General features: G+C 70.9%; 13 protein-coding genes. 3 read left to right on the plus strand and 10 right to left on the minus strand.

Annotated elements, in window-relative coordinates:
- Window positions 1–38: 38 nt before the first annotated feature.
- Genes ACFQ7F_RS02440 through ACFQ7F_RS02455 form a run of 4 tightly spaced genes read right to left on the minus strand, consistent with a single transcriptional unit; the run spans window position 39 to window position 4,840 of the window.
- Window positions 39–1,181, minus strand: coding sequence for an XdhC family protein (locus tag ACFQ7F_RS02440; RefSeq protein WP_383264865.1), 1,143 nt, complete (start codon window positions 1,179–1,181; stop codon window positions 39–41).
- Window positions 1,174–3,300, minus strand: coding sequence for a xanthine dehydrogenase family protein molybdopterin-binding subunit (locus ACFQ7F_RS02445; protein ID WP_383264868.1), 2,127 nt, complete (start codon window positions 3,298–3,300; stop codon window positions 1,174–1,176). The genes ACFQ7F_RS02440 and ACFQ7F_RS02445 overlap by 8 nt, the downstream gene beginning before the upstream one ends.
- Window positions 3,297–4,289 (minus strand): FAD binding domain-containing protein, encoded by a 993-nt coding sequence (locus tag ACFQ7F_RS02450; RefSeq protein WP_383264871.1) that lies wholly within the window; start codon window positions 4,287–4,289, stop codon window positions 3,297–3,299. The genes ACFQ7F_RS02445 and ACFQ7F_RS02450 overlap by 4 nt, the downstream gene beginning before the upstream one ends.
- The gene (locus tag ACFQ7F_RS02455; protein ID WP_383264874.1) at window positions 4,286–4,840 is read right to left on the minus strand and encodes a (2Fe-2S)-binding protein; all 555 of its coding nucleotides are present in this window, start codon (window positions 4,838–4,840) and stop codon (window positions 4,286–4,288) included. The genes ACFQ7F_RS02450 and ACFQ7F_RS02455 overlap by 4 nt, the downstream gene beginning before the upstream one ends.
- A 302-nt stretch (window positions 4,841–5,142) precedes the next feature.
- Between ACFQ7F_RS02455 and ACFQ7F_RS02460 the strand changes: the two genes are divergently transcribed.
- A complete protein-coding gene (locus ACFQ7F_RS02460; RefSeq protein WP_383264877.1) occupies window positions 5,143–5,721 on the plus strand; it encodes a TetR/AcrR family transcriptional regulator in 579 nt (192 codons plus the stop codon).
- A 12-nt stretch (window positions 5,722–5,733) separates the two neighbouring features.
- Here the strand turns inward: ACFQ7F_RS02460 and ACFQ7F_RS02465 are convergent, their stop codons facing one another.
- The gene (locus ACFQ7F_RS02465; protein WP_383264879.1) at window positions 5,734–7,233 is read right to left on the minus strand and encodes an MFS transporter; all 1,500 of its coding nucleotides are present in this window, start codon (window positions 7,231–7,233) and stop codon (window positions 5,734–5,736) included.
- Window positions 7,234–7,375: 142 nt separating this feature from the next.
- Here ACFQ7F_RS02465 and ACFQ7F_RS02470 point away from each other — a divergent pair, with 142 nt between their 5' ends.
- Window positions 7,376–9,655, plus strand: a complete 2,280-nt coding sequence (locus ACFQ7F_RS02470; RefSeq protein ID WP_383264882.1) for an FUSC family protein — start codon at window positions 7,376–7,378, stop codon at window positions 9,653–9,655.
- A 45-nt stretch (window positions 9,656–9,700) separates the two neighbouring features.
- On the opposite strand, the gene ACFQ7F_RS02475 is transcribed toward ACFQ7F_RS02470, so the two are convergent.
- Window positions 9,701–10,207, minus strand: a complete 507-nt coding sequence (locus tag ACFQ7F_RS02475) for a hypothetical protein (protein WP_383264885.1) — start codon at window positions 10,205–10,207, stop codon at window positions 9,701–9,703.
- A 252-nt stretch (window positions 10,208–10,459) separates the two neighbouring features.
- Window positions 10,460–11,083, minus strand: a complete 624-nt coding sequence (locus tag ACFQ7F_RS02480; RefSeq protein WP_383264888.1) for a TetR/AcrR family transcriptional regulator — start codon at window positions 11,081–11,083, stop codon at window positions 10,460–10,462.
- Between the two features lie 127 nt (window positions 11,084–11,210).
- Here ACFQ7F_RS02480 and ACFQ7F_RS02485 point away from each other — a divergent pair, with 127 nt between their 5' ends.
- Window positions 11,211–12,197 (plus strand): NAD(P)-dependent alcohol dehydrogenase, encoded by a 987-nt coding sequence (locus ACFQ7F_RS02485; protein ID WP_383265326.1) that lies wholly within the window; start codon window positions 11,211–11,213, stop codon window positions 12,195–12,197.
- Between the two features lie 20 nt (window positions 12,198–12,217).
- Here the strand turns inward: ACFQ7F_RS02485 and ACFQ7F_RS02490 are convergent, their stop codons facing one another.
- The 3 genes from ACFQ7F_RS02490 to ACFQ7F_RS02500 are packed head-to-tail and all read right to left on the minus strand — an operon-like array spanning window position 12,218 to window position 15,624.
- On the minus strand, window positions 12,218–13,282 hold the full coding sequence (locus ACFQ7F_RS02490; RefSeq protein ID WP_383264891.1) for an LLM class flavin-dependent oxidoreductase: 1,065 nt from the start codon (window positions 13,280–13,282) through the stop codon (window positions 12,218–12,220).
- Window positions 13,283–13,329: 47 nt separating this feature from the next.
- The gene (locus tag ACFQ7F_RS02495) at window positions 13,330–14,799 is read right to left on the minus strand and encodes an MFS transporter (RefSeq protein ID WP_383264894.1); all 1,470 of its coding nucleotides are present in this window, start codon (window positions 14,797–14,799) and stop codon (window positions 13,330–13,332) included.
- On the minus strand, window positions 14,800–15,624 hold the full coding sequence (locus ACFQ7F_RS02500; protein ID WP_383264896.1) for a TauD/TfdA dioxygenase family protein: 825 nt from the start codon (window positions 15,622–15,624) through the stop codon (window positions 14,800–14,802). It lies immediately after the preceding gene.
- Between the last annotated feature and the right edge of the window lie 317 nt (window positions 15,625–15,941).

Consider the following 15,941-nt stretch of genomic DNA (forward strand, 5'->3'; position numbering starts at 1 on the left):
GTACCCAAGCACTGCGGCCGCCCTCACGTTCAGTCAGGTCACGCGGCCGCGGTGGAGCCGCCCGCCCTCGCTTCGTGGTGGATCGGCATCCCGGAGTCGGTCAGCGGAACGCCCGTCCCGCCCCGCCGCGCCGCGACGATCTCCGCCGCTATGGACAGCGCGGTCTCCTCCGGGGTGCGGGCCCCGAGGTCGAGCCCTATCGGGGAGTGCAGGTGAGCCAACTCCCCCTCGGTCACGCCCACTTCGCGCAGGCGCCGGTTGCGGTCCTCGTGGGTACGGCGCGAGCCCATCGCTCCGACGAACGCCACGGGGAGCCGCAGGGCCACCTCCAGCAACGGGATGTCGAACTTGGCGTCATGGGTGAGTACGCACAAGACCGTGCGGCCGTCGGTCGCGGTGTCCCGGAGGTAGCGGTGCGGCCAGTCGACCACGATGTCGTCGGCCTCGGGGAAACGCGTCCGCGTGGCGAAGACGGGACGGGCGTCGCACACAGTCACGTGGTAACCGAGGAACTTGCCCGTGCGCACCAGGGCCGCGGCGAAATCGATCGCACCGAACACGATCATGCGGGGCGGGGGCACGCTCGACTCGACGAACAGAGTCAGAGGCACCCCGCAGCGCGATCCGCTCTCCGAGACGACGAACTCGCCGGTGCGGCCCGCGTCCAGCATCGCGCGGGTCTCCCCCACCACCGTACGGTCGAGGTCCGGATGGCCGTCCAGACCTCCTTCGTACGATCCGTCGGGGTGCACGAGCACTACCCTGCCGAGGAGTTCGGCCGGGCCCAGGGACACGCGGGCGATCGCCGCCGCCTGTCCCTGGGCCGCGGCCGAAAGCGCCGCCGCGAAGACCTGTCTGGCCGGCGCGTCCGCTCCCAGCGGCGTGACCAGGACCTCGATGACGCCGCCGCAGGTCAGGCCGACCGCGAAGGCGTCCTCGTCGCTGTAGCCGAACCGCTCACGCACGGCCTGGCCGTCCTGGAGCGCCTGGACGCACAGGTCGTAGACCGCCCCCTCCACACAGCCGCCGGAGACCGAACCGATGGCTGTGCCCTCGCTGTCGACGGCGAGGGCGGCGCCGGGCGCGCGCGGCGCGCTGCCGCCCACCGTCACCACGGTGGCGACAGCGAAGTCCCGGCCCTCCTCGACCCAGCGGTGCAGCGCATCGGCGATGTCAAGCATCCAGGGCTCCTCCCCCGTTCAGGACGCGGTCGGGCCTGATCGGCAGGTTCCGGTGGCGTACGCCGGTCGCGTGCCAGACCGCGTTGGCGATCGCCGCGGCGACTCCCACGATGCCGATCTCGCCGATGCCCTTGATGCCGATCGGGTCGTCCGCGTCGGTGTCCTCCACCCAGTCCGCCTCGATGACCGGCACGTCGGCGTTGGCGGCGAAGTGGTAGCCCGCGAAGTCGGCGCCGACGTGGCCGCCCGTCGCCTGGTCGCGGTGGGCCTCCTCGTGCAGGGCCATGGAGAGGCCCCAGGTCATGCCGCCGACGAACTGGCTGCGTGCGGTCAGCGGGTTGATGATGCGGCCCGCCGCGAACATGCCGAGCATGCGCCGAACGCGCACCTCACCGGTGGTGACGTCGACGGCGACCTCGGCGAACTGCGCGCCGTAGGAGTGCCGTTCCCTCTGCGAGAGGGCTCCGACGGCCGCACTGGTGTCGGAGCGCACGGTGATCCCCTGCGGCGGAATGTCACCGCCAAGGGCCAGTTGCTCCCGCAGCTCACCCACAGCGGCCGTGACCGCCCAGCCCCAGGAGCGGGTGCCCATCGAGCCGCCCGAGATCGCCGCCTGGCCGAAGTCGCTGTCGCCGATGCGCACATGGACACGGTCCTGGGGCACCTCGAGGGCTTCCGCGGCGATGAGAGTCAGGGCAGTACGCGCTCCCGTTCCGACATCTGCGGCGGTGATCCGCACGGTGAAGGTTCCGTCGGCCTCCGCCGTCACGGCCGCCGTGGACGGCATGACGATCACCGGGAAGGTGGCCGCCGCCGTGCCGGTGCCGAGCAGCCAGCGTCCCTCGCGCCGCAGGCCGGGAAGCGGGTTCCGGTCCGCCCAGCCGAACCTGCGGGCGCCCTCTTCGAAACAGGTCAGCAGGTTGCGGCTGGCGAACGGCAGCCCGGAGACGGGGCCCACGTCCGGTTCGTTGCGGGCGCGCAGCGCGATCGGGTCCACGCCGCTCCGCTCGGCGAGTTCGTCGAGCGCGGACTCCAGGGCGAACGAACCCGGAGCCTCACCGGGCGCGCGCATGAAGGTCGGCGTCGGCACGTCCAGGCGCACCACGCGATTGACGCTGCGATGGGCGTCGGAGGCGTACATCGGACGTCCGAACCCGGCACTCGCCTCGACGAACTCATGGACCGTCGATGAGAGGCTGTGCGCCTGGTGGTCGACGGCGCGCAGCCGTCCGTCCGCGTCGGCGCCGAGCCGCACGCGCTGGGCGGTGGGGCTGCGGTAGCCGGTGAGCGTGAACAGCTGGCGGCGGCTGAGGACGACCCTGACGGGGCGGTCGAGCTGGGTCGCCGCCATCACGGCGAGGATCTGGTGCACGCGTACGCCCTTGGACCCGAAGGCGCCGCCGACGTGTTCGGACCGCACCCGTACCGAGGAAGGGTCGAGCGAGAACAGCTTCGCCAGTTCGTCCGCGACCCAGGTGCTGCCCTGGTTGGAGTCGACGACCTCGAGGCGTCCGTTGTCCCAGCGGGCCATCGCCGCATGCGGTTCCATCGAGCTGTGATGCTCTTCGGGGGTGGTGTACTCCGCGTCCACGACGTGGGCGGACGCGGCGAGTTCGGCCTCCAGGTCGCCCTTCTCCACCAGATGGCCGTCGCCGTCCGGCGTGTACGTGCCGGGGTGCCCGGCGGAGAACGCGACGTCGTGCGGCTCTTCCTCGTACCGCACCACCAGCGCCTCGGCGGCTTCTCGCGCCTGCTCGGAGGTCTCGGCGACGACCAGCGCCACCGGCCAGCCGACGAAGGGCACCCGGTCGTGCTGGAAGACCTCGACAATCGGGTCGGGCGGGCCGAGCATGCTGACGTAGTCCCCGTCGACGCGCGGCGCGTTGCCGTGGTGCATGACGGCCAGCACGCCGGGCATCGTGCGCACGGCATCCGACTCGACCGACAGGATCTTGCCGCGGGCGATCGTGGAAAGCACCAGCCAGCCGTGGGCGAGTTCCGCGAAGGGAATCTCGCCCGCGTACCGGGCCACGCCGGTGACCTTGTCCCGGCCCTCCACGCGGGTGAACGAGGCGCCGACGGCGCTCGTGGACCCGGTGGACGTGGTCGTCGTCGTCATCGTGCGGCCTCCTCGGTGAGCTCGGTCAGCAGGGCGACGACGAGGTTGCGCATCAGCGTCACCTTGTAGCCGTTGTCGGGCAGTGTCTGCGCGGCGGCCAGCTCGGCGTCCGCCGCGGCGGCGAACGCATCGGCGGTCGCCGGGCTCCCCGTCAGGACCCGCTCGGCCTCCCGGGCACGCCATGGCCGGGACGCCACCGCGCCGAAGGCCAGGCGCACTTCGCGTACGACACCGTCCTGGACGTCGAGCGCGGCGGCGATCGAGCCGATCGCGAAGGCGTACGACGCGCGCTCGCGCACCTTGCGGTAGCGGGAGTGGGCGGCGACCGGCGCGGGCGGCAGGGTGATGCCGGTGATGAGTGCGCCGGAGGGCAGCGCGGTCTCCAGGTGTGGGGTGCTGCCCACGGCCAGATAGAAGTCCGCGAGCGGCAACTCGCCGGTGCCCTCAGCCGTTTCGTACGAGATCACGGCGTCGAAGGCGGCGAGCGCCACCCCCATGTCGGAGGGGTGGACGGCCACGCAGTGCTCGGTGGCGCCGAGGATGGCGTGGTTGTGGTGTTCACCCCCGACAGCGGGGCAACCGCTGCCGGGGTCACGTTTGTTGCAGGGTTTGGACAGGTCGGCGAAGTAGCCGCAGCGGGTGCGCTGGAGCAGGTTTCCGCCGACGGTGGCCATGTTGCGCAGCTGGCCCGACGCGCCGGCCAGGACGGCCTCCGACAACGCCGGGTAGCGGCGGCGCACTTCGGGATCGGCCGCGAGGTCGCTGTTGGTGACGGTCGCGCCGATCCGCAGACCGCCGTCGTCCGTGACCTCGATCCTGTCGAGGGGCAACTCGCGTACGTCGATGAGCAGTCCGGGCCGCTCTACGCCGCTCTTCATCAGGTCGACGAGGTTCGTGCCGCCGCCCAGGACGCGTGCGTCGGGGTCGGTGCCGAGCAGCGCGACCGTGCCGGGGACGTCGTGCGCCCGCTGGTAGCCGAATTCCCTCATGCCACGACCTCCGCGCTCTCGGTCTCGGTGGCTGCCGCCTGCGCGACTGCCTGGACGATCGACACATACGCGCCGCAGCGGCACAGGTTGCCGCTCATGCGCTCCCGGATCTCGTCGGCGCTCAGCTCGGGCACACCCGCTTCCGGCCGTACGTCGGTGGTCGCGGCACTCGGCCAGCCCGCCGCGTGCTCCTCGATGACGGCGATGGCCGAACAGATCTGCCCCGGTGTGCAGTAGCCGCACTGGTATCCGTCGAGGTCGAGGAACGCCTGCTGCACCGGGTGCAGCCGCTCTCCGTCCGCCACGCCCTCGATGGTGGTGATCTCGCGATCCTCGGAGGCGACGGCGAGTTGCAGACAGGAGACCGCCCGGCGCCCGTCGATGAGGACCGTGCAGGCGCCGCACTGCCCCTGGTCACAGCCCTTCTTGGTGCCGGTCAGATCGAGGCGCTCGCGCAGGGCGTCGAGCAGGGTGGTGCGGTGGTCGACGGGCAGCGTGTGCTTTTCGCCGTTGATGTTCAGGGTGATGGCGCTGGACGTCGATAGGGCCACGATCAGCCTTCTTTCGCTTCTGTCAGCTATTTGTCACGTGAGAGGGGGTACGTCGTGCGAGGCGATCCCGGCCGAGAGCCCGGGAGGAGATGGCGCTGTGCGTGAGGGGGGTCCGCTCGGGGCACCCATGGCGTATGTGATGGGGCGAGCGGTCCACGGCGATCGCGACCGACCATCCCCACCAGCTGAGTCTGCCGGTATGGTGACCCTAAGCGGACAGCTGTCCGTTAGCCTCAAAACTTAACGGACAGTTGTCCGCTTAGCAAGAGCGGCCCGGGCCGTGATTCTCGGTAGGAGGTCGAGTGCACCCGAAGAAGGACGCACAGCTGCGCTCGGACGCGCAACGGAATCGCGAGCGCATCCTGGAAGTGGCCCTGACCGAGCTGACGCGCTCGGCGGACGCCCCGCTGAGCGCGATCGCGAAGAAGGCGTGCGTCGGACAAGGGACGTTCTACCGCAACTTCCCCAACCGCGAAGCCCTCGTCCTCGAGGTCTACCGCTACGAAGTCCAGCAGGTCGCCGACACCGCCTGCCAGCTCCTTCAGACCCGCGCCCCCGACCAGGCCCTGCGGGAGTGGATGGACCGTCTCGCGCAGTACGCCATGGCCAAGGCAGGCCTGGCCGACGCGATGCGCAAGGCCACCAGTACGCAGGGCACGCTGGCCGGAGTGGGGCACGGCCCGGTGAGCTCGGCCGTCGCGCTCCTCCTGAAGGCGAACGAGGAGGCCGGCACCGTCCGCCCCGGCCTCACCCCCGATGACTTCCTGCTCGCCATCGCGGGCCTCTGGCAGATCGATCCGCACAGCGACTGGCAGGCGCGCGCCGGACGGCTCATGGATCTGGTCATGGACGGACTGCGCGCCGGGGCGCCCGGGCGCTGAGGCGCCGTACGGTCAGCGGGATCGTGGGGTCCTGGTCAGCGCCGCCGCGACGCACGCGGCGGCGACCAGAATGACGAAGGCGACCATCAGGGCCGTGGTGTAGCCGTGCACGGAGGCCGCCGTGGCAGTGGCGTCCACGGCGGACGCCAGATACGAGGCGGTGGCACTGGCCGCGACCGTGTTGAGCAGGGCCGTGCCGAGCGCGGCTCCCAGTTGCTGCGATGCGTTGTAGGCCGCCGCCGCGGCGCCGATGTCGTGCGGGGGCATGTCGGCGGTGGCCAGGCTCGCGGTGGGCGGCAGGACGCAGCCCAGGCCGAGGCCGGTGAGGAGCAGCGCAGGTACCAAGTAGAGCGGGAAGACATCCGTGCTCTGTGCTGTCAGGCGGGTCAGGAGGAACATCCCCGCCGCCGCGGCGAGCAGCCCCGGCACGATCAGTGCGGCGGGCGCGACGCGCCCGTGCAGCTTTCCGGCGATCAGTGTCGCGCCGACCAGGGCAGCCACGGCATTGATGATCAGAGTCAGGCCCGCCTCGACGGGTGAGTAGCCGAGGATCGTCTGTGTGTAGTAGCTCATGAACAGGTAGAAGCCGAACATCGCGACGAACAGCAGGGTGATCGAGACGAACGCGCCGGCGCGGACACGGTGCGCGACTACCCGCATCGGAAGCAGCGGCCGCGGCGCCCGGACCTCGACGGCGGCGAACGCGGCGAGCAGCAGGACACCGCCCGCGAGCAGGGCGAGGACCTTCGGAGAACCCCACCCGAGCGGCTCGGCCTCGTTGAAGGCGTACACGATCGCGGCGAAGCCCGTGGCGCTGAGCAGGGCGCCCGCCACATCGAGCCGTCCCTCGCCCCGGACCGGCCGGTCCCGCGGCACGAAGGTCGCGCCGAGCACCGCGAGCAGGGCGACGGGGACGTTGACGTAGAGGCACCAGCGCCAGCTCGCGTACTCGGTAAGGAGTCCACCGGCGACAAGGCCGACCGCCGAACCCGCGGCGCCCACCGCGGCGAACACGCCGAACGCCCGGCCGCGTTCGCCCGGCTCGGTGAAGGTGATCGTCAGCAACGAAAGGCCCGCGGGCGCGAGAAGCGCGGCGAACACTCCTTGCAGGGCCCTGGCGCCGAAGAGCATCCCGGGGTCCACGGCGGCACCGCCGAGCGCGGACGCGGCGGCGAAGCCGATCAAACCGATGAGGAACGTACGCCGGTGGCCCAGCGCACTGCTGACCCGGCCGCCGATCAGCAGCAGCCCGCCGAAGGCCAGCGCGTACGCGGTGATCGCCCACTGGCGGCTCGCGTCGGACATGCCGAGCGCGCTCTGCGCGGAAGGCAGCGCGATGTTCACGATGGTCCCGTCCAGAACCACGAGGAGCTGGGCCGCGCTCACCGCGAGGAGCGTCCACCATCGCCGCCAGGCGGGTTCGGGAGCGGTCTCGCCTTTTGTGTCATGGAGCTCCGGGGTCTCGGCGGCGCACCGCTCTGCCCCGGTCAGTTCGTCGTCTGCTGGATTCATGACTTCAAGTGTTTCGTTGAACTCGCCCCGGAGACTTCTGCGCACGTCCGGCCGACGCCCTGGGCGTATCACGCTGTGAACCCTCAAGCCCCGGTTGCACCCGCCATGACAGAATCTCGCCTTGAACAGCGGAGATGAGGGTGTGAGCGCAGTGACACGGCGGACCAGGACCGGCACATGGGACCGCTTTGTGGCGTCGGATCCCGGGCTCCTGCGACTGATGGCGGGGCTGCGGACGGTCGGCGCGATCGCGCTCACGCTCGTCGTTCTCGCGCTGCTCGGCACCGACGTCACCCACATGGTCGCGGGCGCCATGACCGCGATGGTCTCCACCTTCGCCATCAAGGAGAAGGAGGTGCGCGGCCAGGCGGTCACGCTCGCGCTCGGCCTGCCCGTCGCGCTCACGGCGATCTCCCTGGGTGCGCTGCTGCACGCTCAGGTGGTCGCGGGTGACATCTTCTTCGTCGCGCTGATCTTCGGTGCCGTCTACAGCCGCCGGTTCGGCGACCGGGGCACGGCCCTCGGTCTGATCGGCTTTCAGGTCTATTTCGTCTCGCTGTTCGTGGGCGCCACGACGTCCGCCCTGCCCAGCCTGTATCTGGCTCTTGCCGTCGCCTTCGCGTGCAGCGCTGTCGTACGGTTCGCCGTCGTACCGGAGACACCCGGGCGTGATCTGGGGCGGCTGCGCGTCGCCTTCAGAGCACGGCTCGCGCAGCTGGTGGCCACGCAGACAGAGCTTCTGGACGCCACGCCCGAGCAGTTGGAGAAGGTCCTCGGAGAGCTGCGCCGGGGCACCGCCCGGCTGCACGAGACCGCCCTGATGATCCAGGGCCGCCTTGAGGAGGGCACCCCCGACGCGGCCACGGCGACGCTGGTCCAACGCCGCGTGGCGGACGCGGAGATCGCGGCCGAACGTCTGGGCGTACTGCTCCTGAACGCGCGCAGCGCCGAACGCGCGGACACCCTCACGCTGCACCTGCCGCACGCGCCCGTACCGGCGACGGGGACGCGCATCCGCGCCGAGGACGACGCGACCGTCACCCTGCGCCGCGATCTGAACGCCCTGCACCTGCTGGTCGGCCGCCCCGTCGCCGACGACCGGGGCACCGCCCTCGCCCATGTGCGCAACCGGCTGCTCGGCTACCGCGACGAGGACAATCTGCCGCGGGCCTCGATGGCCGTACAGGACGTCTTCCGCGGAATCGGTGAGGCCGCGCGAGCCGTGCTCGGTCTGCGGATCGCGCTCGACGGCCCCCAGGACGAGTCGGACGACTCACCGGCGACGACCCGCTCCCGTGAGGAGTTCGACGCCGAGGACATCGCGATCGCCGGTGCCGAGGAGGCCGCCGAGGACGACGCGGACGACCGCACCGGGCTGCGGCGCCCCACCACCAGGGCCGCGTTCCAGGTCGCGGTGGGCTCGACCCTGGCCATCATCGGCGGCGAGTTCCTCTCCACCCAGCGCTGGTACTGGGCGGTGCTCACCTGCTGGGTGGTGTTCCTCAACACCGCCTCCACGGGCGAGATCCTGGTCAAGGGCTATCGACGGCTTCTGGGCACGGTGCTCGGGGTGGTCGCGGGTGTGGCGCTCGCGGGCCTGGTCGGCAACCACACCTGGGTCGCGTTCGCGCTCGTCCTGGTCTTCATCTTCGCGATGTTCTTCACCGCTCCCCTGTCGTACGCGCTCATGTCCTTCTTCGTCACGGCGATGCTGGGCCTGCTCTACACACTCCTGAACACCTACAGCCTCTCCGTGCTCTGGCTGCGCATCGAGGAGACGGCGCTCGGAGCGGCCTGCGGCATCATCGCGGCGGTCCTCGTACTGCCCGTGCACACCGACCGGCGCACGGACGAACTCCTGAACACGGTCCTGACCAGGCTCGCCGACGTCATCTCCGCGTCGGTCGAGCAGCTCAGCGGTGGCCCGGCGGCCGATCTCCTGGACAAGGCGCGGGATTTGGACACGGCGCTCGACGATCTGCGCGCCTCCATCCAGCCGCTGACCCACCCGATCACTCCGCTGCGCGGCCGTCGCAGGACCGCCCGCTACCTGGTGGCGCTCCTGGAGACCTGCGCCTATCACGCCCGTTCCCTGGCGGCGACGGCCGAGCTCGTGCCGTACAGCAAGAACATCGCGGCCGATCCGCGTCTGGAGCGAGCCGGCCTGCGCATCGCCCACAACATCGAGGTCATCGCCGAGTACGTGGACGACGACAAGGCCACGGGCGAGGTCGAGTCGGGTGCCAGTATCGCCTCGATGCTGGAGGCCGAGGGATCCGGCGCTCCCCGCTCGGGCACGGTGACCTACCGCGTCCTGCGCCACCTGCAGCGCCTCGACGAAGGAGTGGTGGGCCTCGCCCGCCCGCTCGACGTGCCGGTCGAGGGCCGGGGCCGGTCGGCGAGCAAGGCTCCGCAGATCTGAGTTCCCTGCCGGCGGCGGGGATGCAATTGTCCGCGCGGCAGCCGGTCACCTCGCTACGGCGCTCCTGGGGGCCTGCGGCGCCGCGAGCCTGAGGTGCGCCGCCCCGCGCAGTGCGGTGCGGTGGCCGGAGAGCGCGGGATGGGTCAGGGCCAGGAACCAGGCGTCCAGGGCGGCGTGCACACCGCAGGCCGCGGCGGCGCGACGGCACGCGCGCAGTCCGTCGACGCTGACGATCCAGCGGGGCCGGGCCACGACGGTGACGGAGCGCACCCAGCGGTGGGCCTCGGTCAGGTCGTCGGTCTGCATGGCGACCAGTCTGCGCGGGGAGATGACGGCCGATAGGGCCCGGGCGATGTCGCTGTCGTCGGGCAGCAGGGCCACCGGCTCCCCGTCGAGGTCGATGAGGTTGACCAGCTCGATGTACGGAAGGCCGCGATGGACGACGGACAGTCGAGCGGCCAAGGCACAGGCCAACAGCTCGCGGCATTCCTGCTCGGTCAGCTCACTGCGTTCACGTCGTTCGCGTCGTTCACGTCGTTCGCGTCGGTCCATGTCCCGGCTCCCCCGGCGGGATGCCCGCTCGGCGGGCAGGGTCCACATCACTGGCGTGATCTGTCGCCGGGGTCCGGGGCGAGCCCTCCGTGGCGAGCCGTCAACTCGCCCCTACAAAGGGCACTTTGACTGTCGTACGACTGGGACGCGGACGCAATACGCTGCGAGGCGGCTCCCGCCGGAGGCTGAATGTCGACCCATCGGAGCCGTCAGATGTGTCAGGTGTCCCCGGCGCATCGTGCGTGTGTCACCTCACCTGCCGGACCCTACGTGGCGCAGCTCCAGCGGAACCGGCGCAGGCAGGGGCTCGGCCGGGGCGGTGCGGTCGGCGCGGAAGGAATCGAGGAGGTAGGCGACGAAGCGCCGGGACGCGGCCGCTGCCTCCTCGGCGGAGCCCACGGTGATGCCGCAGTTGGCCATGAGGAGGAGCGCGAGGTCCGCCGGGTCGAAGTCGTCGCGCAGCCGACCGGCGTCCTTCGCGCGCCGCACCAGCTGCACGAAGCCCCGCTCGGCGCGCTCGCGTTCCCGCTCGTGGTCGATCGCGTCCGGGAATGCCGTCAGGAACGCCGCGGTGAATCCGCGGTCGGCCACATGCATGGCGCACACCTTCTCGATGACCGTTCGGAACCCGCGCCACGGGTCGGGGTCCGCGAGGGCGTCGTCGACGACTGCCACGCAGGCCGCGAACTGGTCCGCGAAGACTTCCGTGACCAGGGAGTCCCGGGTGGGAAAGCGGCGGTAGAGCGTGGCCACGCCGACGCCTGCCCGGCGGGCGATGGCGGCGATCGGCACGTCGAGGCCGCGCGTGGCGAACAGGTCGCGGGCGGCTTCGAGGACGAGCCGGCGGTTGTGGAGCGCGTCCGAACGCAGCCGCATCCGAGAAGAATCAGCAGGCATGTTTCTCACATTAGCTCAAGTGGACGCCTCTCTCCGTTTAGCGCGCTAACGTCGCTGACAGTGACATCCGGCGACCACAGACAGGGATACGGAAACGATGAGTGACATGCGCGCGGCGCTCTACGACAGGTACGGCTCTCCGGAGGTCTTGTACGAAGGCACGTTGGCGAAGCCGGTCGCAGGCCCGGGCGAGGTGTTGGTGCGCGTCCACGCCGCCAGCGTGAACGGTGGCGAGCTGATGGGCCGGGCGGGGAAGGTGCGGCTGGTGACGGGACTTGCCGGACGGGGCTTCCCCAAGCGCATGGGGGTCGACTTCGCCGGTGAGGTGGAGACCTTGGGTTCCCCCGTGCCCGGCCTCACGGAGGGCGACCGGGTGTGGGGCACCATGGCACGGTCCCAAGGGTTCGGCAGCGCCGCGGAGTTCGTGGTCGTACGCCCTCGGCAGCTGGCCCTCGCTCCGGCCGGTCTTGAGCTGGTCCGGGCCGCGGCCCTGCCCGGTGTCGGCACCACGGTGATCACGGCGCTGCGGGACAAGGCCCGTCTGGCGGCGGGTGAGCGGCTCCTTGTGCGTGGCGCGAGCGGCGGCGTCGGGAGCGTGGCCGTCCAGCTCGGGCGGGCGTACGCCGCACAGGTCACGGCGCTCGCGAGTGCCAAGAACCTCGACCTCGTGCGGGACCTCGGAGCCGATGAGGCCTTCGACTACGCGACCACCGGCGCGGCCGACCTCGGTCCCTACGACGTCGTACTCGACACGGTCGGCACGGAGTTGAGCGCGTACCGCCGACTGCTTGCACCGGGAGGCCGCATGGTGTCGGTCGCCTTCGACAACCGGCGCATGGCCGCGTCGCTCTCCTACATCGCGGGGTCCACGGTGTTCGGTTCGCGACGCGTACGGTTCTTCAGCGGCAACCCCCGCCACCAACTCTTCGCGGAACTGACCCGGTTGACGGAGAGTGGCGCCATACGCCCTGTCGTGGACAGCGTGTACCCACTGGCCGACATCGCCGGTGCGCACCGCGCGCTGGAGGCGGGCGGAGTCCGCGGGAAGCTCGTGGTCGACGTCAGGGCATCCCGGGCCGTGAGCCCGGGCTGAGGATTGTTTCAGCCGTGGTCCTACCGCAGCCTGGGCAACAGCTGGTCGCCGATCCGTCGGGTCTCCTCCCTGTAGGGCGTGTCGGACAGCACGAAGTGCGTGACGCCGAGCGCCCGGTAGGCGTTGAGTGCCGCAGCCACGTCGTCGGGCGAACCGACGAGCCACGTGGTCCCCGCTCCCCCGCCGCCGAACCTGCCCGGCGCGGTGTACAAGCAGGTGTCGAGGACCTCGCCACGCTCGGCCAGGTCGAGGAGCCGCCGTTGACCGACCGCCGTCCTTCGGTTGCCCATCCACGAGCCGATCTCACCGGAGTCGGCCGCCATCTTCGCGACCTTCTCCTCCGCCGCGCGCCACGCCTCCTCGGTGGTGTCGCGTACCACGGTCGTGATCCGCAGCCCGTACTCCAACGGCTCATGGCGGCGCCCCACCTGTTCGCTCAGCTCCTTCAGGCGTGCGATGCGTTCGGCTATTCCCCCGAGCGGTTCACCCCAGAAGAGCTGTACGTCGGCCTCGGCCGCCGAAACACGTTCGGCCGCCTCGGACGCGCCGCCGAAGTAGAGGGTCGGGTGCGCCCGCTCGTCGCTGACGAAAGGTTGCGGGCTGACCGTCGAGCCGGTGACGTGGAAGTGCTCGCCCTGGAACGTGACGTTCTCCTCGGTCCACAGGCGCCGCACGAGATGCAGGAACTCCTGGGTGCGGGCGTAGCGCGCGGCGGGATCGACGTTGTCGTCACCGTAGGCGGCCGGGCTGTCCAGGCCGCTGACGATGTTGACCAGGACGCGGCCGCGGCTGAGCTGGTCGAGCGTAGCGGCCGCGCTGGCGAAGTGAGCGGGCTGCCAGTACCCGGGGCGGACGGCGATCAGGGGCTTGAACGTCGTGGTACGCGCGGCCAGGGCGGTGGCGACAGTGAAGGTGTCCGGGCGCCCCCATCCGGTGCCGAGGAGCGCGCCACCCCAGCCGTGGTCCTCTGCCGTCAGGGCGAGTTCGGTCGAGTACTCGATGGACCCCCAGCCGGATGTCGTGTCGTCACCGCGATGACCGGGCCGCACGGTGTTCGGGATGTACCAGAGGAATTCCGGGCTCATCAAGCTTCCGATCGTTGTTCGTCCTGTGGTGCTGGAGCGTGGTGGGTTCACGTCGTTCGGTGTCTCTGCGGTGCGGGGCTCTGCTGTCCTGGCTTGTCCGCGGGCATCGCAGGTCGACCGGTCGTGGCCCCGCGCAGCAGTGAGAGCACCAGGGCCATCGAGAGGAGCCCGGCACCGACGCACGAAGCGAGCGCATACGCGAAGCGAGGACCGCTTCCTCCCGGCGGCATCGGCGCGGAATGCAGATACACCGCCGAGACCGCGCTGAGGCAGACCGCTGCCGCGATGCGCTGCGCCATCTGCAGGATGCCGCCTGCCACTCCCGCCGCCTCAGCAGGCGCGTGATGCAGGACCTGGGTCTGGTTGGGCGAGACCGTGAGCCCCGCGGCAGCTCCGGCCAGCAGCTGCACGGCGGCGCACACCAACGGGAGCACCGCCGATGGCACCGTGAGCGCGGCCGCCGCCCCCGCCAGTGCGGCACCGATACCCAGGGCGAGGCCGAGGGTCACCGTGTGCGGTCCGATGCGGCGCACCATCCGCCACGCGAGTGCCGAGACGACGCCCATCGCGAGCGCCGAGGGGAGGCTGACGGCCGCCGTGGACAGGGCGGAGAGGCCGAGTCCCTCCTGGAGGAAGACGGTGAGCACCAGCCCCGAGGCGAGTGAGGCGCCGAACTGGGCCATGGCGACGGCGGTGCCCAGCAGGTACGGCTTCGACGATCTGAGCGCGGGATGCAGCAGAGGTCGGCGTCCGCGTCGTACCCGCAGTCGTTGGTGCATGGTCAGGGTGACCGCCAGAGCGCCCATCAGGGCCGCCCAGAGGAGGGCCACTCCCCCGCTGCCCGGAGTACGGATGAACGGCACCATCAGCGTCAGCGTGCAGCCGCATGCCAGGGCGAGCCCGAGGACGTCGAGGCCAGGGTCACGGGCGGTGCGCCGGGGCGGGGGCAGCCAACGCGCCGCCAGGGCCAGCGTGAGGATCGCGCACGGCGCGCTGAGCAAGAGGCAGCAGCGCCAGCCCAGTTCGGGACCGAGGCCCGCGACGAGCGCGCCGCCGAGCGGTGGACCCAGTGCCGTGGCCACGCCGGCCGTGACCGCGTACAGGCCAAGCGCGCGACCCCGGTCGTGGCCGTGAAAGACATCCTGCAGCGTGCCGATCACCTGGGAGTTGACGAGCCCCGCCGCGGCCCCTTGCACCAGCCGGGCCACGATAACGGTGCCCGGACCGCCACCGGTCGCGGCCGCCACGCCCGCGAGGAGGAAGGCGGCCACGCCGATGAGGAAGAACCGCTTGCGCCCGTACAGGTCGCCGAGGCTGCCGCCGGGGACCAGGGCGAGACCGAAGGCCATCGAGTAGCCGGCCACGATCCACTGCACGTCCGCGGCACCGGCCGCGAGCGACTGCCGCATGCTCGGTACCGCGATGTTCAGTACCGCCTGGTCCAGCAGAGTCGTCGCGCCCGCGGCCAGACAGACCAGCAGGACACGCCGGGCGGCGCGGTCTTCTCCCGGGAGCATTCAGGAACGCGCCTCCGGCACGAGGCCGGCCTCCGGCTCCACGCCGATGACCTTGCGGTAGACGCGCGCCCCGTCGCCGTAGTCGTCGACGGCGTAGTGCCACGTGGCGCGGTTGTCCCACAGGACGAAGTCACCGGGCCGCCAGCCGAAGCGGATCGTGTAGTTCGGCGAGGAGGCGTGCCGCAGGAGATGGTCGAGCAGAACCTTGCTCTCCGCGGGCGTCACGCCCGTGAGGCCGGTCGCCGAGGTACTGATGAACAGGCCCTTGCGGCCGGTGGCCGGATGGGTCAGGACGACCGGATGCTCGATGGTCGGTCCGCTCGCGGTCTTCTTGCTGCCTTGCGCGTAGTTCTCCGCGTTGCCGTCGTACACCGCGCGCACGGACTCGATGAGTTGCTTGAACGGCGCCGACAGATCGTCGTACGCGGCCTGAAGATCCGCCCACAGCGTGTGGCCGCCAAGCTCGGGCACCACCTCGTACGTCAGCGACTCGATCGCGAAGACCGGGTCGCGCCACAGACCGCCGATGTGCCAGCTGCTGGCCTTGCCGGTCCGCTGCACGTTGTACGGGTAGACCAGCGGATTGGCCTGGTCCTTCACCGCGGTCGGGTGGTCGAAGGGCTCGGCGAAGATCCGTACGGCAGCGACGTGCTGGTCGGGAGTCAAGTGCTGGCCGCGGAACACAAGGACCTTGTGGTCCCGGAAGGCCTGCCGCAGTGCGTCGGCGGTGGCCTCATCGACGGGGGCGGTCAGATCGACGCCCGTGATCTCCGCGCCGAAGCGCGGTCCTGCCTTGAGGATGTCGAAAGTGGCGACGGTGGTCATGGTCTTCTTCTCCTCCTTGTGCGGTGCGGGGCGGTGCGGCTTGCGCCTGAGTGCGCCAAGAGCCCACACGCTTGGCGCGGAACCCATCGAGGGGGGAGTGCTCGGCAAGGCGACCCCACAGGGCCGCGTACTTCGGAGTGCCGAGGCTGCGCAGGGCGCGGGCGGCAGGACACTGAGCAGGCCGGCTCGGCGCAGAAGGAAGGTCAGCTACACAGCGCGGTGGCGACGCGCATCAGATCGATGGCCCGTCGCTTCCGAAACCGCTGGCAGATCCACATGCCGCCGAAGCTATCCCCGCACCAAACCCCGGTCAAGGC

The sequence above is a fragment of the Streptomyces sp. NPDC056486 genome, assembly GCF_042795295.1.
Classification (GTDB): domain Bacteria; phylum Actinomycetota; class Actinomycetes; order Streptomycetales; family Streptomycetaceae; genus Streptomyces.

Excerpts from the sequence above, each read along its gene's own strand:
- ACFQ7F_RS02440 (WP_383264865.1), bottom strand. The coding sequence starts at position 1,181 with ATGCTTGACATCGCCGATGCGCTGCACCGCTGGGTCGAGGAGGGCCGG.
- ACFQ7F_RS02445 (WP_383264868.1), bottom strand. The coding sequence starts at position 3,300 with ATGACGACGACGACCACGTCCACCGGGTCCACGAGCGCCGTCGGCGCC.
- ACFQ7F_RS02450 (WP_383264871.1), bottom strand. The coding sequence starts at position 4,289 with ATGAGGGAATTCGGCTACCAGCGGGCGCACGACGTCCCCGGCACGGTC.
- ACFQ7F_RS02465 (WP_383264879.1), bottom strand. The coding sequence starts at position 7,233 with ATGAATCCAGCAGACGACGAACTGACCGGGGCAGAGCGGTGCGCCGCC.
- ACFQ7F_RS02475 (WP_383264885.1), bottom strand. The coding sequence starts at position 10,207 with ATGGACCGACGCGAACGACGTGAACGACGCGAACGACGTGAACGCAGT.
- ACFQ7F_RS02480 (WP_383264888.1), bottom strand. The coding sequence starts at position 11,083 with ATGCGGCTGCGTTCGGACGCGCTCCACAACCGCCGGCTCGTCCTCGAA.
- ACFQ7F_RS02485 (WP_383265326.1), top strand. The coding sequence starts at position 11,211 with ATGCGCGCGGCGCTCTACGACAGGTACGGCTCTCCGGAGGTCTTGTAC.
- ACFQ7F_RS02490 (WP_383264891.1), bottom strand. The coding sequence starts at position 13,282 with ATGAGCCCGGAATTCCTCTGGTACATCCCGAACACCGTGCGGCCCGGT.
- ACFQ7F_RS02495 (WP_383264894.1), bottom strand. The coding sequence starts at position 14,799 with ATGCTCCCGGGAGAAGACCGCGCCGCCCGGCGTGTCCTGCTGGTCTGT.
- ACFQ7F_RS02500 (WP_383264896.1), bottom strand. The coding sequence starts at position 15,624 with ATGACCACCGTCGCCACTTTCGACATCCTCAAGGCAGGACCGCGCTTC.